The 19,123-nt window shown below is 46.8% G+C and carries 21 protein-coding genes and 5 pseudogenes; 19 read left to right on the top strand and 7 right to left on the bottom strand.

Features of this window, described 5'->3' with window-relative positions:
• Window positions 1-215: 215 nt before the first annotated feature.
• Entirely contained in the window at window positions 216-566 is a 351-nt protein-coding gene (locus FYJ39_RS17605) for a DUF5720 family protein (protein WP_456236696.1), read from the top strand.
• A 163-nt stretch (window positions 567-729) separates the two neighbouring features.
• Window positions 730-1,659 carry a DUF6017 domain-containing protein gene (locus FYJ39_RS17600; protein WP_154473717.1) on the top strand — a complete coding sequence of 310 codons (930 nt, stop codon included), beginning with the start codon at window positions 730-732 and terminating at the stop codon, window positions 1,657-1,659.
• A 102-nt stretch (window positions 1,660-1,761) separates the two neighbouring features.
• Here the strand turns inward: FYJ39_RS17600 and FYJ39_RS17595 are convergent, their stop codons facing one another.
• Window positions 1,762-3,012, bottom strand: coding sequence for an IS110 family RNA-guided transposase (locus FYJ39_RS17595; protein WP_154473716.1), 1,251 nt, complete (start codon window positions 3,010-3,012; stop codon window positions 1,762-1,764).
• A 282-nt stretch (window positions 3,013-3,294) separates the two neighbouring features.
• Here FYJ39_RS17595 and FYJ39_RS17590 point away from each other — a divergent pair, with 282 nt between their 5' ends.
• The 5 genes and pseudogenes from FYJ39_RS17590 (at window position 3,295) to FYJ39_RS17570 (ending at window position 7,012) form a co-directional block, all read left to right on the top strand.
• Window positions 3,295-3,771: a PcfB family protein gene (locus FYJ39_RS17590; RefSeq protein ID WP_154473715.1), complete on the top strand. Its 477-nt coding sequence runs from the start codon at window positions 3,295-3,297 to the stop codon at window positions 3,769-3,771.
• Entirely contained in the window at window positions 3,768-5,555 is a 1,788-nt protein-coding gene (locus FYJ39_RS17585; protein ID WP_154473714.1) for a VirD4-like conjugal transfer protein, CD1115 family, read from the top strand. The genes FYJ39_RS17590 and FYJ39_RS17585 overlap by 4 nt, the downstream gene beginning before the upstream one ends.
• 13 nt (window positions 5,556-5,568) lie before the next feature.
• A pseudogene (locus tag FYJ39_RS17580) lies at window positions 5,569-5,697 on the top strand (Maff2 family mobile element protein); the annotation flags it as partial.
• Between the two features lie 207 nt (window positions 5,698-5,904).
• Entirely contained in the window at window positions 5,905-6,537 is a 633-nt protein-coding gene (locus tag FYJ39_RS17575; protein WP_154473713.1) for a hypothetical protein, read from the top strand.
• A 10-nt stretch (window positions 6,538-6,547) separates the two neighbouring features.
• Window positions 6,548-7,012: a hypothetical protein gene (locus tag FYJ39_RS17570; protein ID WP_154473712.1), complete on the top strand. Its 465-nt coding sequence runs from the start codon at window positions 6,548-6,550 to the stop codon at window positions 7,010-7,012.
• A gap of 31 nt (window positions 7,013-7,043) precedes the next feature.
• On the opposite strand, the gene FYJ39_RS17565 is transcribed toward FYJ39_RS17570, so the two are convergent.
• Window positions 7,044-7,271, bottom strand: a complete 228-nt coding sequence (locus tag FYJ39_RS17565) for a hypothetical protein (protein WP_154473711.1) — start codon at window positions 7,269-7,271, stop codon at window positions 7,044-7,046.
• A gap of 354 nt (window positions 7,272-7,625) precedes the next feature.
• Here FYJ39_RS17565 and FYJ39_RS20600 point away from each other — a divergent pair, with 354 nt between their 5' ends.
• The 5 genes and pseudogenes from FYJ39_RS20600 to FYJ39_RS17545 all read left to right on the top strand — a co-directional run bounded on the left by FYJ39_RS20600 (window position 7,626) and on the right by FYJ39_RS17545 (window position 9,583).
• Window positions 7,626-7,775, top strand: coding sequence for a hypothetical protein (locus FYJ39_RS20600; protein WP_195840472.1), 150 nt, complete (start codon window positions 7,626-7,628; stop codon window positions 7,773-7,775).
• Window positions 7,747-8,247 (top strand): annotated as a pseudogene (locus FYJ39_RS17555) (relaxase/mobilization nuclease domain-containing protein); the annotation flags it as partial. The gene FYJ39_RS20600 and the pseudogene FYJ39_RS17555, both read left to right, overlap by 29 nt.
• Window positions 8,239-8,544 (top strand): annotated as a pseudogene (locus FYJ39_RS20595) (phage replisome organizer N-terminal domain-containing protein); the annotation flags it as partial. The pseudogenes FYJ39_RS17555 and FYJ39_RS20595, both read left to right, overlap by 9 nt.
• Window positions 8,541-9,395, top strand: a pseudogene (locus FYJ39_RS17550) (ATP-binding protein). The pseudogenes FYJ39_RS20595 and FYJ39_RS17550, both read left to right, overlap by 4 nt.
• 44 nt (window positions 9,396-9,439) lie before the next feature.
• The gene (locus FYJ39_RS17545; protein ID WP_328597571.1) at window positions 9,440-9,583 is read left to right on the top strand and encodes a transposon-encoded TnpW family protein; all 144 of its coding nucleotides are present in this window, start codon (window positions 9,440-9,442) and stop codon (window positions 9,581-9,583) included.
• A gap of 63 nt (window positions 9,584-9,646) precedes the next feature.
• Here FYJ39_RS17545 and FYJ39_RS17540 read toward each other — a convergent pair whose 3' ends face one another.
• Window positions 9,647-10,012 carry an ACT domain-containing protein gene (locus tag FYJ39_RS17540; protein WP_154473709.1) on the bottom strand — a complete coding sequence of 122 codons (366 nt, stop codon included), beginning with the start codon at window positions 10,010-10,012 and terminating at the stop codon, window positions 9,647-9,649.
• 208 nt (window positions 10,013-10,220) lie between these two features.
• Here FYJ39_RS17540 and FYJ39_RS21730 point away from each other — a divergent pair.
• Window positions 10,221-10,325, top strand: a pseudogene (locus tag FYJ39_RS21730) (recombinase family protein); the annotation flags it as partial.
• A gap of 131 nt (window positions 10,326-10,456) precedes the next feature.
• A complete protein-coding gene (locus FYJ39_RS17530) occupies window positions 10,457-10,831 on the top strand; it encodes a TnpV protein (RefSeq protein WP_154473707.1) in 375 nt (124 codons plus the stop codon).
• Between the two features lie 59 nt (window positions 10,832-10,890).
• Here the strand turns inward: FYJ39_RS17530 and FYJ39_RS17525 are convergent, their stop codons facing one another.
• Genes FYJ39_RS17525 through FYJ39_RS17515 form a run of 3 tightly spaced genes read right to left on the bottom strand, consistent with a single transcriptional unit; the run spans window position 10,891 to window position 13,757 of the window.
• Window positions 10,891-11,925: a virulence RhuM family protein gene (locus FYJ39_RS17525; protein WP_154473706.1), complete on the bottom strand. Its 1,035-nt coding sequence runs from the start codon at window positions 11,923-11,925 to the stop codon at window positions 10,891-10,893.
• A 13-nt stretch (window positions 11,926-11,938) separates the two neighbouring features.
• Window positions 11,939-12,844, bottom strand: coding sequence for a hypothetical protein (locus tag FYJ39_RS17520; RefSeq protein ID WP_154473705.1), 906 nt, complete (start codon window positions 12,842-12,844; stop codon window positions 11,939-11,941).
• Window positions 12,845-12,893: 49 nt separating this feature from the next.
• Complete coding sequence (locus FYJ39_RS17515; protein WP_235919879.1) at window positions 12,894-13,757, bottom strand: hypothetical protein; 864 nt, start codon at window positions 13,755-13,757, stop codon at window positions 12,894-12,896.
• A gap of 159 nt (window positions 13,758-13,916) precedes the next feature.
• On the opposite strand from FYJ39_RS17515, the gene FYJ39_RS17510 reads away from it, so the two are divergent.
• The 4 genes from FYJ39_RS17510 (at window position 13,917) to FYJ39_RS17495 (ending at window position 17,051) form a co-directional block, all read left to right on the top strand.
• Window positions 13,917-14,285, top strand: coding sequence for a cysteine-rich VLP domain-containing protein (locus FYJ39_RS17510; RefSeq protein ID WP_154473704.1), 369 nt, complete (start codon window positions 13,917-13,919; stop codon window positions 14,283-14,285).
• Window positions 14,286-14,458: 173 nt separating this feature from the next.
• The gene (locus FYJ39_RS17505; protein ID WP_154473703.1) at window positions 14,459-14,674 is read left to right on the top strand and encodes a transposon-encoded TnpW family protein; all 216 of its coding nucleotides are present in this window, start codon (window positions 14,459-14,461) and stop codon (window positions 14,672-14,674) included.
• Window positions 14,671-16,752: a recombinase family protein gene (locus FYJ39_RS17500; RefSeq protein WP_154473702.1), complete on the top strand. Its 2,082-nt coding sequence runs from the start codon at window positions 14,671-14,673 to the stop codon at window positions 16,750-16,752. Before FYJ39_RS17505 ends, FYJ39_RS17500 begins: the two co-directional genes overlap by 4 nt.
• 92 nt (window positions 16,753-16,844) lie before the next feature.
• Window positions 16,845-17,051, top strand: a complete 207-nt coding sequence (locus tag FYJ39_RS17495) for a DUF3847 domain-containing protein (protein WP_004070695.1) — start codon at window positions 16,845-16,847, stop codon at window positions 17,049-17,051.
• A gap of 54 nt (window positions 17,052-17,105) precedes the next feature.
• Here FYJ39_RS17495 and FYJ39_RS20590 read toward each other — a convergent pair whose 3' ends face one another.
• Window positions 17,106-17,288 (bottom strand): hypothetical protein, encoded by a 183-nt coding sequence (locus FYJ39_RS20590; protein WP_195840471.1) that lies wholly within the window; start codon window positions 17,286-17,288, stop codon window positions 17,106-17,108.
• 128 nt (window positions 17,289-17,416) lie between these two features.
• On the opposite strand from FYJ39_RS20590, the gene mobQ reads away from it, so the two are divergent.
• Entirely contained in the window at window positions 17,417-19,117 is a 1,701-nt protein-coding gene (gene mobQ / locus FYJ39_RS17485) for a MobQ family relaxase (RefSeq protein ID WP_154473701.1), read from the top strand.
• The last annotated feature ends 6 nt before the right edge of the window (window positions 19,118-19,123 follow it).

Below are 19,123 nucleotides of genomic sequence, written 5' to 3'. Positions count from 1 at the left end.
CTATGGCGTTTTTTTATACCTATTTTCAGAAAGGAGCTCATCCCATGAATTTGACTGAAAACGAAAAGAGAATGGTTTATCAGGTAGAAAGCACCTGCCAGGCAGCCATTCTGAACGAGATTGCCATGAATAAGCGATACGCACCAAACCCAGAAATCCGGCAAACCGCAGAAAGTCTTCTGTCAAAGCTGCGGCTGCTCTCTGACAAGGAGTGCATGGCTCTGGTAAATGATGTTCAGAAGAATTACCGCCTGCCGGGGAAAGCCCGGACCATCGGGGAAATGCTTGCAGAGGCAAGGCAGAAGTCCGGGGCAGAGAAACTGGCCGGCCATGACATTATGGCTCTGGAGCGTTTTGACCCTGACACCCGCCACATGATCGTCTTTGATGTTCTCTCACATGAGTCCCCTATGGGATATAAGGGTGAGCGTATGCGGCTGTTCCTCACCGAGCAGGGATACCAGAAAGCCAGGGAGAACCAGGATAAGGGATTTATCAAAATCAGGAACCACGCCAAAGTGACAGCGGGAAACCTCCGCTATGACGCAAAAGACCGTGATCTCTGAAAAGTACCCGCTTTTGGGACGAAAATCATCCCTTTTCCTCTCTGTAAGCCTCCCTCTGATAACAGACAGGAGGATTTATCCCCTTACCCTGACAGAAACGGCACAGAGGAAAATTCATAAGAAAAATGACCTTTTATAAGAAACGGAAAGGAGGTGTCTGACTATGGCAGTTTTCCGCATAGAGAAAACCCGTGATTATACCGTGATGGCCAACCACCATCTGCGGAACACGAAACTTTCTCTCAAAGCAAAGGGGCTTCTCTCCCTTATGCTCTCCCTCCCGGAGGACTGGGACTATACCACCAAAGGGCTTGCGAAGATATGCAAGGACGGTGTGGACAGCATTTGCTCAACGGTGAATGAACTGGAGGAACATGGCTATGTGATACGGGAGCGTATCCGAAATGCCAAAGGGCAGCTTACGGATATTCAGTACACCATCTTAGAGCAGCCAATACCACCTCAACCAGGACAGGGAAAACCTGAACGGGAAAATCCAATTTTGGGTAATCCAGTCTTGGGAAGTCCTGAACAGGAAGAACCTGAACAGGGAAACCCCGCACAATTAAATACTAAGAAATCAAGTAACCAGGGATTAAAAACTGATTTATCAAATACGGAGGTATCAAATCCTATCCTATCAAATCTGTATGAGGATGAGCCGCAAGCGGCGGATGGGATGGGGACGGATACGAGGTCTGCCAGAGAGATTTATCAGGAGATCATCCTGGAAAATATCGAGTACCGCCATCTGGTCCAGAATAACCAGATCGACAGAGAGCGGCTTGACGAACTGGTGGAGCTGATCGTAGACACGGTCTGTTCTGCAAGAAAGACCATCCGTATCGCCGGAGACGATTATCCGGCGGAGGTGGTAAAATCCCGCTTTATGAAACTGGACAGTTCGCATATTGAGTATGTGCTTTCCAGTATGCAGGAGAATACCACCTATGTCCGCAATATCAAGAAATATCTGCTGGCGGCCCTGTATAATGCACCATCCACCATCAGCAGCTACTACACTTCCCTGGTGAACCATGACCTGTACGGCGGAGGGGAAAGCCTGCAAATAAAAAGTCAAGCCCCAAAGTGAGCTTGACAGGAGGAAAATTTACAGGCGGTGGGTAAAGCAAAAAGAGCGCAACAAAATGACCGCCGTAAAAACGCCGGTCTGAAATGTCCGGTTGTTCGGTTATCAGTCCTGTTGCTTGAGGCCAGTAGAATCTAAGTCTACAGACGGCAGATCATCCAGCATGGAAAGATAATCCCGTACCTTGGCGTAATAGCGCCGCAGGAACTTGTTTGAACCGGCGGTCATGTAGACGTAGAAGGGCTTTCCTTCGGCACGCTTTCGGTCAATGAACTGGTACACCGGCTCATTAGCTGGTGAGCATTTGAGGTAAATCCCCATAATGTTGAACAGCGTCCTGCGAAGATACGGCGAGCCACGCTTCGAGGAACGGTTACTGCGCACATTCTTTTCACCGGACTGGTTCGGCATCGGGTCAACACCGGCAAAGGCCACAAGGGATTTCTTGTGCTCAAAGCGGCGGATATCCCCGATTTCAGCCATCAGCTGCGGCCCGAAGGACTCCCCAATGCCGTACATCTCCATGACGACGGGATATTCCGGCAGCATGGAGGCAAGGCGATTCATTTCAGCCCGGTAGGTTTCCACGGAACGTGAAATGCTGGTAAGTTGGTTTGCAGCCTCCTGCACCAACAGCTTCGTCACTTCAGACTCAGGAACCAGTACTACAGCAGCTTTAGCAAGTGCGTAGACCTCTTCAGCGTTACTCTGCTTGAAGATGTATCCGTGCCGTGAGCACCATTTCCGGTATCGCTCTGCGAAAGCATTCAGGCTGTGTTTTCGGACACAGTTCACATGCCAGAAGGTGTAGGTGAAGTCCACCCACTTCTGCGTACCATCCTTGCGAACCGGACTGTCAAAGCATTTGCGGATGCCAGGAAAAGATTGCTCCTGCAAAGCAATTAGGTTGTTGGCAGTTGCCGTTCTTTGTTTGCTTGCCAGTTGGAACTGGCGGTTGAGCGTTTTCAAGTCATAACGAATCGTATCCATGGGAGTATAGTCCCGCAGATCGGTCCAGTTGTCAAGAGCATAGCGAGCAATTTTCACAGCGTCAGCCTTGTCGGTCTTGACCCGGCGGAGGGAATTGCCGCCGTATTCCTTGATGAGAAGCGGATTGACGGCGCTGACGTACAGCCCGGCCTCGTGTAGCACATTGGCGACCGATTCGTAGTAACGGCCTGTGTGCTCCATGACAACACGGGTTTCTCCGTCAAGTGATTTCAACTGCTGGGCAAGGGATGCCAACCCTTCGGCACTGTGGTTTACGTCAAATGGGAGCTTAACGACCTCTCCGAAGGGACGGAGAACGGCGACGGTGCTCTTTTTGCTGGAAACATCAATACCTGCTGCGTTCATGTTCAAACTCCTGTCAATGATTTTTGCAATGGACAACGCCATCTTTACCCATTGCCGATTCCATCTGTTTGCTGACACGAACGCTCTTATGGCTCTACCTGCACAAATCGAACACCGCGAACGGGAGGATGGCTGACTGACTTTCCCACGGGCGTGAGAGCCCTTGGAGGTTAAAGACAGACCATTGTTCTCCCATTCTAACAGTTTAGGCAACGAGATGTCCCATGCCTATGGCTGGCTGCCATGGACAAGGGGCAAATATATAGTAACAGGAGGTAACCCATGCAGGAAGAAGTAACCCAGAAAACAATGGCACTTGCCATCACCACTTCCAGAATGACCGCCTCCGTCCTGGCTAAGGCCATGCAGAAGTTCCTGGAGGCACAGAAAAACAAAAGCCACCAGCTCCCCAAAGGGAAACAGACCCTAAAGGAGCTGATGAAACACAACACAGGAGTCTCCAACCTGGAGATCACCAACGACAACATCCGGGCATTCTCGGCCACCGCTAAGAAGTACGGCATTGACTTTGCCCTGAAAAAAGACAGCAGCACCACGCCGCCCCGGTATCTGGTTTTCTTCAAGGGGAGGGACGCTGATGTTATGACGGCGGCTTTTAAGGAGTTTTCCGCAAAACAGTTCTCCCAGGAGAAAAAGCCCTCTATCCGAAAACTCTTGTCCAGCATGAAAGAGCTGGTGCAGAAAAAGGATAAGGTCCTGGACCGCACAAAGCACAAGGACAGGGGGATGGAGCTATGAAACAGGTAAATGTGAAAAAGCTGCTAATCTTAAACCTCCCCTATCTGCTCTTTATGTGGCTGTTCGATAAGGCAGCCCAGGCGGTGCGTTTCTCTCCCGGAACTGACCTCTCCGGCAAACTGCTGAACCTGGGCAGCGGATTTTCCCAGGCTATAGAGAGCATTGCTCCCAGTTTCCATCCGACAGACCTGCTTGTGGGGCTAATCGGTGCGGTGGTAATCCGGCTGATTATCTACACCAAAGGGAAAAACGCAAAGAAGTACCGCAAAGGTATGGAGTACGGTTCTGCAAGATGGGGTACGGCGGAGGATATAAAGCCTTACATAGACCCGGTATTTGAAAACAATGTACTGCTAACCCAGACAGAACGGCTGATGATGTCGAACCGTCCAAAGAACCCAAAGTATGCCAGGAATAAAAATATCCTGGTGATCGGCGGCTCCGGCAGCGGCAAGACCAGGTTCTTTGTCAAGCCCAATCTCATGCAGCTCCATTCCTCATATGTGGTCACGGACCCGAAAGGAACCCTCATTCTGGAAACAGGCTCTCTCCTGGTGCGGGCAGGTTACAAGGTCAAGGTGCTGAACACGATCAACTTTAAGAAGTCCATGCACTATAACCCATTCGCCTATCTGCGGAGTGAAAAGGATATTTTGAAACTTACCAACACCATCATAGCCAACACCAAAGGCGATGGTGAAAAATCTTCCGAGGATTTCTGGGTCAAGGCAGAACGCCTCTTATACTGTGCCCTGATCGGCTATATCTGGTACGAAGCACCAGAGGAAGAAAAGAACTTCATCACCCTATTGGAGATGATAAACGCAAGCGAGGCCAGGGAGGACGACGAGGAATTTCAGAGCCCCGTTGACCTGATGTTCTCCCGGCTGGAGGAAAAGGAACCGGACCATTTCGCTGTCAAACAGTATAAGAAATACAAACTGGCGGCAGGCAAAACGGCAAAGTCCATCCTGATAAGCTGCGGAGCCCGGCTCGCCCCATTCGATATTAAGGAACTACGGGATTTGATGGAGTATGACGACCTGGAGCTTGACACCCTGGGCGACCGCAAAACTGCCCTGTTCCTCATTATGAGCGATACGGACACCACCTTTAACTTCGTGATCGCCATGCTCCAGAGCCAGCTTTTCAATCTGCTCTGCGATAAGGCAGATGATGAATATGGAGGTAGACTGCCGGTCCATGTGCGGTGTATCCTGGACGAGTTCGCCAACATTGGGCAGATACCCAACTTTGATAAACTGATCGCCACCATCAGGAGCCGGGAAATCTCGGCTTCTATTATTTTACAATCGCAGTCACAGCTAAAGACCATTTACAAGGACGCCGCAGATACCATTGTCGGCAACTGCGACACTACCTTGTTTTTGGGAGGCAAGGAGAAATCCACGCTCAAAGAGCTCTCGGAAATCCTGGGGAAAGAGACCATTGACAGTTTCAACACCTCAGAGAACCGGGGGACGCAGGTTTCCCACGGCCTCAATTATCAGAAATTAGGAAAGGAGTTGATGAGCCAGGACGAGATCGCGGTCATGGACGGAGGCAAGTGTATCCTGCAGGTGCGGGGCACCCGGCCGTTTTTATCGGACAAGTTCGATATTACAGCCCATAAGAATTACAAGTACCTTGCCGACGCCGACAAGAAGAATGAATTTGATGTGGAACGGTACATGAAACGGCGCCCTGCGGTGGTAAAGCCGGAGGAACCTTTTGAGATGTACGAACTGAAAATAGAACCTGACAACGATAACGAAAAAAATTAGGAGGATTAAATTTATGGAATTTTTCAACAGCGCAGTAGATGTATTGCAGACCCTTGTTGTGGCTCTGGGAGCCGGTCTTGGTATCTGGGGCGGTATCAACCTCATGGAGGGATACGGAAATGATAACCCTGGGGCTAATGCTCATGTGCGGTAAAGTATTACATAAGAATTTGACAGACAGCCGCCTACTATTCCCCAAATGATAATAAAACGGCAAGTTTACTATAGTCAAAAGTGCTAACAAAAAGGACGAAAAATATTGAAATATTTTTTGAAATATAGTAAAATGTAGCAAAACATTTAATGCTTATGTTTATACCAGACATTTCTTATGAAAGGGGATTTGTCTATGAAAAAGAAAAATTACAAAAAGTATCTTGCGGGTATATTAGTTTGTGTAATGGTAGCAAGTACAAGTGCTACTGCTTTTGCAGAAAGTAATTCTAAATATACAAATGTAGAGAATGCAAGTGATGTTGCTGGAAATGTCATTATTACTAATGATGGTGTAACAATAAATGGTGTTTATTATACTAAAGCTGAATTTGAATCATTACTTAATAAAGCCGTTAAAATTGAAACACCGCAGACGAGGGCTGCAATCGCAGCAGGTATATATTTTATTCCTGGAATCGGTCAAATTGCGATTGCTGCTACGGGAGCGATTGTAGTTGCAGGTGTAGCAGTTGCAGCTGGTTCATGGCTATATGATACTATTACAAATTGGCTTAGTGATTCTACAGCAAGAGAAATCGCAGAAGTACGAGCTAAAATTCCTTCAAGAATTCGTGATGAAAATGGAGATGTTGATTTAGGGCAATTTGACCAGAAAGTTAGTGGAAAAACTGCCTATAAAGAAAAAGGTGGTTGGATGATTGATAAAGATAATGCGGGACATGGTGGAAGAAAATGGAAATTAAAAGATAAATCTGGTAACAGAGTTGCCTCTTTAGGAGAAAATGGAGAGATTTTGGGAAAGTAGGAATTAAACTATGTATGAATTGATAGATTTATTGCAAGAAAGTAAAAGCTATTACTTCATAGATTATGTTCCGTATAACACCAATAATCCTAATTTTTTAGAATTAGAAGACTACTTTGAATATAAATATCTTTCAGAATTTGCCGAAAAAATTGTTAGAATTACTTTGAAAGTTATATATTTGTATCCGTGTCAAATATATCTAACTGCACCAGACAAAATAATATCAGATCAAGAAGAATTTTCTTTTGATGTAGATATTAGAAATAGTACACCAGAAAAAATAGCAAATGCAATACGACAAGTAATTTTAAAAGATTTTTCATCTGTACAAATTTTATTTTCTAATCCTGAATTTTTGGTGAGTATTGGTGGCGGATTTTCTGTTACTATTTATAACCTACCTAAAGATAGGATTATATTATTTGAGCAATTAGTAAACCATGAAGGATTGTTTCTTAAGAATAATGGATGATTTAAAATATTGCTAATACCTTAATATGAGATTATATGGAGTAAAACCATTTCTGGGGGTTAAAAATTAAATACCTATCTTCCATCACAGTGGCATGAAAAGCAGTAAGTCTGAAGAAGATTTGCTGCTTTTTTTGCGCCCATTTTTTGAGTTTCCCTTTTCTGCCTGTATCATAGAACAAAGAGAAAAAATTTTGAAAATTATCGCCAATTTCCGCTTTTCCGGTTTTGTAGGAAGTGAAAGGAAAAATATTTTTCATAAGCGGACAAAAATCCCTTTTACATGCGCTCTATTGTTGGGAAAGAGGAAGCAGGACGCAACAAAACGCCCCTTTTTCGGCGGATAGTGTGTGAAAAAGCTGCCGCAAAGTTGGCAAAATCCCCGCTTGCGGCATTAAAGGCATTGAAAGCAGCCCCACACAGCGCAGTCCGGCAGTTTCTAAGAGCAAGTTTCTATCACAGTACCAAAATTCGCTTATCCGCTCATTTTGCCCCTGCGGGAAACTTGTTGGGGAGTACCTTCTCCAAACCCTGCTATGGCGGCTGGCGCCGCTAAAAACCGCGCCCGCCGGAATGCTACTTTTGTGTGGGAAATAGAAAGGAGGTCAGCGACCATGCGAAAGAAATACAACACGCCCCACCGCAGCTGGGTAATCAAAACCCGCATGACGGACGAGGAATACGCCGAGTTTGCCGCTCTCAAGTTTGAAGTCTTGCAGAAAGTAGGTGAAGCCATTGGCGATACTCAAACATATCAGCTCTAAAAATGCGAACTACGGGGACGCTGAAAAGTACCTCTTATCCGAGCATGACAAGTTTACCATGAAGCCCACCCTTGACGCAGACGGGCGGCTAATACTGAGGGCAGACTACCGCATTTCTTCTCTGAATTGCGAGGGGGAGGACTTTGCAATCGCCTGTATGCGGGCAAATCTCCGATACGGGAAAAACTAGAAACGGGAGGACGTAAAGAGCCACCACTACATCATCAGCTTTGACCCCCGTGACGGCCCCGACAACGGATTGACCGTTGGCTGGGCGCAGGAGTTAGGCGAGAAATTTTGTGCCGAGCATTTCCCCGGACGCCAGGCCCTTGTCTACACCCACCCGGACGGGCATAACGGGAGCGGCAACATTCATGTGCATGTCATTATCAATTCCTTGCGGATTGCGGAAGTGCCGCTACTTTCCCACATGGACAGACCAGCGGACAGGCGGGCGGGGCTTTTGGAGAGGGAACGCCGGGGCTTTTCCGCACCGAGCCGCCTTTATGTGAAAGTGCTGCCGCCCGCCGCCTTTGGCAGATACAAAAACGTATTTCTTTCCGACACGGAGCTTGCGGAACTGAAAGCGGAATACCCCGACAGGTGGGAGTATTACATTGACCGCCTATCCTGCCATATCGCTTCCAGCGGGAAGAACTACCAGAGCCACGCAGCCACGATTTACAAGTGGGCTCAGGAGGACGCAGACAAGAAACCGCCGAAGAAAGGCATACCAGACTATTCGTTCAAGGAGGGCGAGAGCTTATGACTGATACTTTTACCGATAGGATTTTGAACATGACCGACACCGCCGCCACGCCGGAGGACTACACCGGGGAGGACGGGCTTTTATACTGCGGGAAGTGCCGCTAGCCAAAAGAAGCCTATTTCCCGGAGGGTAAGCGTCTTTTTGGGCGTGACCGACACCCAAGGGAATGTGACTGCCAGCGGGCAGCCCGCAAGGAACGGGAAGCCGCCGAGGAAAACCGCAGACACCGGGAGGAAGCGGAGCGATTGAAACGCCGGGGATTTACAGACCTCGCCATGCGGGAATGGACATTTGCCAACGACAACGGAAAATGCCCGCAGATGATGAAAGCGAAAAACTATGTGGAGCGTTGGGAGCAGATGAGCGGCGGGAACTATGGATTGCTTTTGTGGGGACAGGTAGGCACAGGCAAGAGCTACCTTGCCGGGTGCATAGCAAACGCCCTCATGGAGCGGGAAATCCCCGTGTGCATGACGAACTTTGCACTGATACTCAATGACCTTGCCGCCAGCTTCAAAGACCGCAACGAATACATTTCCCGCCTTTGCAGCTTCCCGCTGCTCATTCTGGACGATTTTGGAATGGAGCGGGGGACGGAGTACGGGCTGGAACAGGTTTACAACGTGATTGACAGCCGATACCGCAGCAAGAAGCCGCTAATTGTCACAACGAATTTGACGCTGGAGGACTTGCAGCACCCGGAGGACACCGCCCACGCCCGCATTTATGACCGCCTGCTTGAAATGTGCTACCCCGTGTGCGTGACCGGGGAGAATTTCAGGAAAGCCACTGCACAGGCGAAAATGAAACGCCTTAAAACGCTGCTGAACGGAAAGGAGATTTACCTATGACCGACACCTAGAAGAAAAACCGGGCAGCCCGCCGCCCGGATTGCGTGACCGGAACGAGGATAGGTAACACTGTCCTTGTGGTTTCCGTTTTTTTCAAGCAGGACTCAACCGACACCGCCGCCGACAAGATGATGAAAATGCTGGAAGCGGAAGCCGCCGCCGGACACCTGCCCCCGTTCAGCGCATGAGCCGGGGCATGGAAAAGCGGTCATGCCGGGGAGTGTGACCGCTGGAAACAGGCATATTCCATATCAGACTATTTTGTAGCCAGCAGATGAAAGAACATTGATTGCCTTTTCGTAATTGTCCTTTTTCGTCAGAATATAGTCGGTGTTGAAGGTTGATATTGCAAAAACGCCTATACAGTTTTCCGCTAATAGTGTTGACAGCTTTGAAAGAATCCCGATTAGTGAAAAGTCTAAAATGCCTTGAATACGGAACGCTTTCCAACCGTCCTCATGCTCAATCACATTATCAGGTATATTTTCCGTGATACAGACTAAGGAATTTTCTTCGTCCGTTTTTCCGGCAAAACAATATTCGCTTTCAAAGTCAACTAATGAAAAATCTGTCACCTTGCATACGGAGAAGTCATAATTTATTTTTTTGATTTCCATGTGCTATCCCTACTCTCAATTTTATCTGATACATGGAGTATAACACGGATTTATAAAATTTTCTATCCCAAACAGGAACGATAAACCTGTCAGAAAAACCGTCATTTTGACGGGACGTAAAGAAGCAAAAACCGCTATACAGACAGCCGCCCATGTGGTGCAACCGAAGTACGGAATAGTGGACTGGCTGTCGGAAACGGAGGATTTTATGTTGAGACAGACCACCCCAAAAATCACAGCCCTTTACCCTAGACTTTCCCACGAGGACGAGCTGCAAGGCGAGAGCAATTCCATTTCCAATCAAGAGTTAATATGTAAAGGGTGGTTTCTGCCATCTAATACATATGACTGCGGCTCATTTGTGGTAAATTGAAAAGCAGTTGTAAGAAAGGAGTCAAAAAGCCTTATAACCGCTGGAAATCAACACAAAAGGAGCTGAATTTTATGAAAACTATCTTTGAAGAAATGGGCGGTACATACCGTCAAGTGGGCGATTATTTCATTCCCAACATTACTTTGCCGGATGACGGCGAATATCAGATAGGCAAATACGGGCGTATGCGCCGCAGCTATCTGAAAGAGTACCGTAAAATCCTCTACAACAACTATGTGCTGGAGGGAACACTGTTCAAGCATTTAGCTGAAATCGATCAAGCCTGCAACGAGCGCATTGAAAACATCGTTTCCGCTATGGCAAAGCAGGAAGGCGTAACTGAAGCGCTCAAAGCGGCTGATCAAATAGAATGGGTGCGCCGTATGAACAGTATCCGTAACCGTGCGGAAGAAATCGTTCTGCACGAATTGGTATATGTTCTGTAAACCTGATACAAAAGCCCCACACTTCTGACAATAAAATCGGAAGCGTGGGGTTTCCTGATTTATTTTGTTTGTTTACTGTTTTCTTCGATATTTGCCACAAGACGGTCGAAATCACTCTGATATGTCCTGTCCTGCAAAACACGGAATTTTTCAAATTCAATTTCTGCAAACGCCTTTGCGATGGCAGCGGTCACTTTGCCTTTGTCATGTAAAATATCTTCTTCGTTGAACTGGAGGAACGCATCCAAACGATTAACCCAATCCTGCATATACATGATATTTCCCCGCCGTGCCTGTCTTTCGGCATAGTCCAGATACATTGTCACGATCTCATTCAGATTTATCATTTCTTCTTCGTTTAAGTAGTTTTTGGCGATTGAAACATCCGACTTGCGAATACGCCCCTGCGGAGCATTTTTCCAAGTTGTCAAGCCCATGTTTGGTTTTGTGCTATCGGCTCGTCCATAAACAATCTCAGCCGCCGTATGATGAGTGACAGCGTAATGAAGCTTATTCTGTACTGTGGCAAAAAACTCTTTTGTAACAGGACTGTTCATATCATAGTCAGCACTGCACTGAGAGTAAATGTCCGTGATTTTTTGATAAAAACGGCGTTCGCTGGAGCGAATATCACGAATACGCTCCAACTGTTCCTCAAAATAGTCCTTACCAAAGAGGTTTTCTGGTTCTCGCAGTCGTGCATCGTCCATCACATAGCCTTTAATAATAAATTCTTTTAATACTCGATTTGCCCAAATGCGGAACATCGTAGCCTTTTTAGAATTAACACGGTATCCGACAGCAATAATGGCATCCAGATTGTAATAGCTTGTATTGTACCGCTTGCCGTCTGCCGCAGTTGTTTCCATTTTGGAAACAACTGCTTCTTCCTGCAATTCACCGGATGCAAAAATATTTTTCAAATGTTTTGAAATAGCCGCCTTTTGCACTTCAAATAATTCTGCCATCTTTGCCTGCGTCAGCCACAAGTTTTCCTGATATAAAAGAATTTCAACCCGAACTTCACCATTATCAGTTTTATAAAACAGGATTTCCCTTGTTTCATAAGGAGTTAGCCCATATTCTTCGTTCATATCCATTCCCTTCCTATTCTTCACTTTTGTTTCTCGCTCTGCTTTTGTAAACATTATGCTTATTCTTGCACTGGGGGCTGCAAAATACAGCACTTGGTCTGCTTGCGACAAAAGCTTTGGTACAATGTCTGCAAAGCTTGATCGGGTTTTCGCTGTCTGTCAGCATAAAACTGAACATCATCTGTACGCCCAGCAGCAGGGAATGAAAATCCCAAACGATGGTCGGCTTATCCAAAAGAGCTATATGATAGGTTGGAGCGATGCCGCCAAAAGCTGCCATGCTCTGCTGCATCATCTGCCGGGTTTCATCGTTCAGCGTATCATAATCCTCATAATAAAGGAAACTGTTGATATAGGTAAACGCCCAGTCAATGAACTGCTGTTTCATCCATTCATATCGCTCCGCATATTCCCGCTGAAAGCTCATGTTGACAGCCATCGGCTTATCTGTCATGGTCAAAGCCAGTGCCATCATAACACGGTCATTCTGGATGTTCCACATGGACTCGATCCCACGCTTGATCACATCCAATTTGTCAAATGGAAAGAACAGTGCCAGATATTTTTCAGTGGACATAGTTTCTTCTTTGATGAAGTGATTTTTCGGCAGGTACACCGCCTCATATTCCATAAAGTTTGGTGTGGTAGGCAGCGCAGTCATCAGTCCAAACAAGCCGTATTTCACCGCAAATTGCTGGATAACCTTCTGAATTTCGGCATCCGGCTTTTTGCTCATACCCATGCGTCCTATGTTGATGGCATCCAATACAATTTTCTGATACTCTGCCAGTGGATCATAAATACTCGGTTGCGCCGTCTTGGTGGGCGTGAGATACAGAGTTCCGTCCTCTGCCGCCCTCCATTCATATTCACTATACCGCACCCAGTTAGAACTGGTGCGTTCAAAAAGGTTCTTCATATATAAAACCCTCCGTCATGTATTGTAATCCAAATAACTTCAATTTATATTACCAATTATACGATTTCTTTTCTTCAGAATCAATCTCCGTCATATTTTCTTCTAAAAAATCTTTTTCCAATAAGGTCATTGGCTGCTGCTTTTCTGCCTTATCCAAAAGTGCAGGAAGCAGCTTTTTTCGTATCTTTTTGAGCATTGTGCCACGCACCTTGCGGATGTTCCGGTCGCTTTGCTTCCGTATTTTAGCGATCCTTGTTGAGCTAAACAGCCGGACAGCGCAGAGAAAGAGCAGCTCCTTGTGTTCCTCATTCAATTCCCAGAGGATTTTGGATAGGTATTCTTCCGTTACAAGTTCATGGATGTCGTAAGGACAGTAGAAAATGGCGTCAATGAAATCTCCCTTTCGTAACTGCTTTTCCAGTACGTCGTTTAGCATATCCGGGAAAAAGAGTTCATTGGCAGATGCACCATAGTCAAGCGGAACATCATCACCGCTTCTGCTGAGTTCATGATAGCGTTCCCTACGCTCCCGGTTGGCATCCAGCCTGTCCCACCATGCAATCACATTTTCAAACTCCCGCTGTGTTCTGGCGGAATCCTCCAATCGTGCCAGGGCTTCTGCCCGCAGCTCTCGTTTGAGTTTCTTACGCTCTGGTTCTTCCTCGTCGGTACCATCCTCAAAGGGATGTTCCTCAGCGTCAGCTTCCAGTTCTTCGATGAGCTGTTCTTCTTTTGCAATCTGTCGCAGGGCTTGTTCGGATAATTCGGCTTCTTCCTCATCGTCCCAAAGGGCATTTTCATCTTCTTCGTCATCGACTATGTAATCGGAGTCGTCCGTTTCATATTCATCTTCATAGTCAGTATCTTCTTCATAAAAGCCGTCATGTTCATATCGTTCGGGATCGTCGAACACCGCAGACACCTCCCTTCAAAAATATTTTTGAAAATTTCTTGGATTCTCCGTAAAAACAGTTCCGCTAAGTACCCTGTATTTCTCCTATAAGTGAGGAGGTAATCTATTTTGTCTGTTAATAGATTACTTTCGACACTGAATGAAAGGAGGAAACCGCCTATGTCAAACAATTATCGTGAGCTGACGGGCAGGGAGAAGCAGCGGATCAAGAAGCTGGTTACTTCTCTCTGCGCCAACTACGACAAAGAGTACGGCTGCCTGCCATTGGACTGTGACTGTCCAATGTTGGGAATCTGCTTTACCAACAGCGCACTATGCAGATATTTCCGCAAGTCTGTCCTGCCGGAAGATGCAGGGTTGGAAGCCGTATTCACGCAAACACCGACCACTCATTGCAAACAATGCGGCAAGCCGTTCCAAACTGACGGAAAACGGGTGTACTGCTCACAGCACTGCGCCGAAGAAGCTCGCCGTAAGCAGACCGCAGCAAGGGTGCGTAAGTACCGAGAAAAACAACAACAGATGTAACGCTTTTGCCCTCGGAAAGCCTTGTGCCGCAAGACTTTTTTGAGGGCATTTCTGTATTGGCAGAGTGTTAATACCTTTTGCTCGATTTTAACCACGCAAATGGTTACACCATGCCGGAACTAAACCTATTATACGAAAAAACAATGAACATTTCAACACGGAGGTAACTGCCTATGGCAAAAAACGAGAACAGTAATTTTTCTTATATGACTCGCCGCATTGGCGGCACCACCTATAAAGTTAAAGTAGTATTCAGCGATACAGAGAAAGAAACAATGGAGGATAAAATTTTACGGATGATTCACAATGAAACGGTTACAACTGGCGGAACTTGTGGTATAATAGATTCACCACAAATGAGCCGACAGTCTAAAAGGAGCGCATCATGAGCGTAAAACAGACTGAAGGAAAAATCACAGCTTTATATGAAAGGCTGTCCCGTGATGATGACCAGACTGGTGATAGCAACAGTATTGTCAATCAGAAAAAATACCTTGAAAGCTATGCCCATCAGAAAGGTTATACGAACTGTCAGCACTATACCGATGACGGTTGGAGTGGAGGGAATTTTGAGCGTCCCGCTTGGAAACAGCTTATTGCAGACATTGAAGCAGGCAAAGTTGCTCATGTCATTGTAAAAGATATGAGCAGGGCGGGGCGTGATTATCTGCAAACAGGCTTTTACACGGAGGTATTCTTCCGTCAGCATCATGTTCACTTTGTGGCGATTGCCAACAGCGTGGACAGCGACGATCAGAACAGCAATGAGTTTGCCCCGTTCCTCAACATTATGAACGAGTGGTATCTTCGTGATTTGAGCCGCAAGCAGAAAACAGCAATCCGTGTGAAAGGCGAATCCGGCAAGCCTACCACCAACTGTGCCATTTATGGCTACAAGAAAATGCCGGGAGATAAGTACAGTTGGTATATCGACGAGGAAGCCGCTGCGGTTGTCCGCCGTATTTTCCGGCTGACCATCGAGGGAAACGGTCCTTATGACATCGCCCGTATCCTCTATGACGATAAGGTGGAAACTCCTGCGGTCTACGCCGCAAAGCAGGGGCGTGGCGTTTGGAAAAGCAAAGAGGAATTTCCCAACCCTTATAACTGGAGTGGTTATATCGTTGGGCAGATTCTCTCCAAGCCCGAATATATGGGGCATACGGTCAACTTCCGTTCTCACAAGCAGTCCTACAAGGACAAAAATCCAGTTATGAATCCGCAGGAGGACTGGCTGATCTTTGAGAACACCCATGAAGCGATTGTAGATAAGGAAACGTGGGAGCTTGCACAGAAACTGCGAAAGACACCGAGACGCCACGATACGCTTGGCGAAACCAATCCGCTGACTGGACTTCTGTTCTGTGCTGACTGCGGAGCGAAAATGACCAATCACCGTTCCAAAGGCGGTACGGAGAACAATCCCTATCCCTCTGATTTTTACGATTGCTCCACCTACACGCTGGCACATCAAAAGCGCACTCATGCTTGCAGCGGTCACTATATTCGGACAAAAGCGGTCAGAGAGCTTGTTTTGGAAACCATCCGAACAGCCAGCACCTTTGCCATCGCCAATCAGGATGAGTTTATGAAAAAGGTGCGTTCTGCTTCTCAAATCAGACAGGCGGAAGTCGCAAAGGATACCAAACGCAAGTTGAACAAAGACCGTAAGCGTATTGCCGAGCTTGATACCATTATCAAAAAGCTCTACGAATCTTTTGCCATTGGGCGCATTACCGATGAACGCTTTGATACTCTGCTTGCAGAATACGAAGCGGAGCAGAAAACTCTTGTCACATCTGTATCGGATGCAGAATCGCATCTGTCCTCTTTTGAGGAAGATACTGACCGTGCGGCGCAGTTCCTTTCACTGGCAAAGAAGTACACCGATTTTTCCGAACTGACTACTCCAATGATCAATGAGTTTATTGAAAAAATCATTGTCCACGCCCCGGAAAAGATTGACGGGGATCGGGTGCAGGAGGTTGAGATTTATTTGAAATTTATCGGACGGTTTGAACTGCCCGAACCGGAGCTGACACCGGAGGAGATCAAGCGGCAGGAACAGCTTCGCAGACACCGCATCAAGAGTCGGGAACGCTACCAAAAAATCAAGGCTGGTGAACACACAGTTGGTCATCCATTTAAGCTAATCTGTAAATGCTGCGGTGAAGAATTTGAATCCAAGCGGTCAAATACTCTGTTTTGCAGTCCGAAGTGCCGTACTAAATTTTATCGGCAGGAAGCGACGGAAAAACGAAAGCGGGAATGTGTCTGTGAGAACTGCGGAAAAACTTTTACCGCTACACGGAAAGATGTAAAATACTGCTGTGATGATTGCAGAGCAAACGCAAACCGCAGGATGCAGAAAGAACGCAATGCTGCGAAGCAAATAAAAAAGAAAGAACCTGTATTGCTTGATACCCCGCCTGTTAAAGAAAATGAGCAAAAACAGAAAACAGCATAATAAATGACGCTGAAGGCGACTTGTGAGAATAAAATCTCATGAGCCGCCTTTTTTGCGTTTTCAGCCGGATACGGCAGAAAGCAATAAAATTTATGACAGAAAATGAAAAGAAGCTTTTGCAGGCGAAGCACCGATTGGAAGAAGCCGAGATGCGTGACCGGCAGAAAGAGCGAAAAGCACGGACACGGCGGCTGATTCAGGAAGGTGCGATTTTAGAGAAAGCATTACCGCAGACAACACAGATGACTTTGGAACAGTTGGAGGATTTTTTATGCGAAGTATTCAAACCAATCCGATGATTTTTATGAGCGACCAGCTATCGGTCGCTTTTTCTTTTTCCCGAAGGGGCGCACTTACTCACCACCTGCAAAGCAGGCGGTGGTATCCCTCCCATTGGTCAGGCTCGTGCGCTCCTCACGAACTGTCTTCCAGACAGTTCTCCAGAGGGGGCAGGCAATGTCGCAAGCGAACATTCCCTGTGCAGTCGGCTCTATATTTTGCGCTATCAGCAAAACGATGAGGTGGCATATTGCCACCCCATCCCGCCGCCGGCCTGCGAAAACCTGCCACCGGCAGCTTTTACGCAGTTATGGGTATCGCATTTTCGGCGATACCCCTTTTCTCTTTTCGACAGAGAAACAGAAAGAAAGGACGGTGAAAACAAATGGCAATCTATCATCTGGAAGCAAAAGTAGTCAGCCGTGGTACAGGAAGAAGTGCTGTTGCAGCTTCCGCTTATCTGAGTTGTTCTAAAATCCTCAATGATTATGATGGGGTGCAGCATGACTACACCCGCAAGAAAGGACTGGTCTGGCAGGAAGTATTCCTACCAGAGTTCGCTCCGTCAGAATGGAAAGAGCGGGGCGTGCTTTGGAACGCCGTAGAAGAAAATGAAAAAACAAAAGACAGCCGCCTTGCCCGTGAATTTGTGGTTGCTCTACCGATTGAGTTGAGCGAAGCACAGTGGGAAAAGCTACTGTCCGATTTTATTTCTGGCACCTTTGTAGCTGATGGGATGTGTGCAGATGTGGCAATTCACGATCCACACCCTCCCGGTCACAATCCCCATGCCCATATCATGCTGACAGTGCGCCCGTTAGATGAAAAAGGGAACTGGCAATATAAGACGCAGAAAGAATATCTCTGTGTGAAAAATGGAGAGGAACAAGGTTTTACTGCGGATGAGTTTAAGATAGCACAGACAGAGGGATGGGAAAAGCAATACCAGTATAAGGTCGGTCGCAAGAAGGTATATCTGCCACCCTCCGAAGCGGAGAATCACGGCTATGAACGAGCCAGCAAGCATCCGAAAAGCACCAAGTTCGGCAGACAGAATCCCATTGCCGAGCGTTGGAATAGCGAAGAACAACTTGTTTTATGGAGAGCAGCATGGGCTGATGTGACGAATCACCATTTGGAGACTGCTGGACACGAAGAACGCATCGACCACCGCAGTCATGCAGATCGGGGCTTGACCGAGCAGCCCACCATTCACGAGGGTGTGGTTGCAAGAGCATTGGAGAAAAAGGGTATTGTTTCTGATCGCTGTGAGTTGAACCGTCAGATTAAGGCAGACAATGCGCTACTCCGTGAGCTGAAAGCAACGGTCAAGAAGCTGATTCAGGCAGTCAAAGTATCTGTTCCTGCGCTTGCGGAAGCAATGGAGTCCTTACGGGCGAACATGGTTATTTTCCGCTATCAAATCCGCTATGCCGGTTTTGGAAAACACAAATTATCGGAAAGCCTGAATGTGTTGAAGCCCGATCTGGAGCGATATGCCTTACTGGTACAGCAGATTAAAAATAAGACTAAAGAACGGAAAACGCTGCTTGCAGAAAAGAAAGCGACACCATTTTATCAGTTTGTTGCTCATAATGATTTGGCAAAACAGATTGCCGAACTGACAGAAGACTTGGAAGAACTGAAATCCGAAAAGACGATGCTCCTCAGCTCATTTGATTGTAGTGAGGATACTGGAATCGCCGAAGTCAAAAAGAGTGTTGCGGCTATGGAGGAAAATTTGAAGCGGCTGACAAAGCAGGAAGAAAAATATGCTGCCGAGTTGGAAGATGCCTTAAAGCAGTTCTCGGAATTAAGGGAGCAGGCAAAAAATGTGGATTCAATGGAACTCGCAGAACAGCGGATCGCCTTACAGGGGGAGAAGATTCAATCTGCCACTTCCAAGATCAAAGCGGCATATGGAGAAAAATTTGATCCGCTTATCCTGTTTGACAGCAAACGTGATGTTTCTGAATTATTGGAAGAAAAAACAGAGGTACAATCTGTTCGTGAGCATTTGCAGAAAAAACAGAAGCAGACAGCAGAGCGTAAAAAAACTTCAAAGAAACACGAGCAGGAACGGTAAAATCCC

The organism is Clostridium porci (genome assembly GCF_009696375.1).
Taxonomy (GTDB): domain Bacteria; phylum Bacillota; class Clostridia; order Lachnospirales; family Lachnospiraceae; genus Enterocloster; species Enterocloster porci.
Note: the sequence above shows the minus strand (reverse complement) of the source record. Positions and strands in the feature narration are given on the sequence as shown.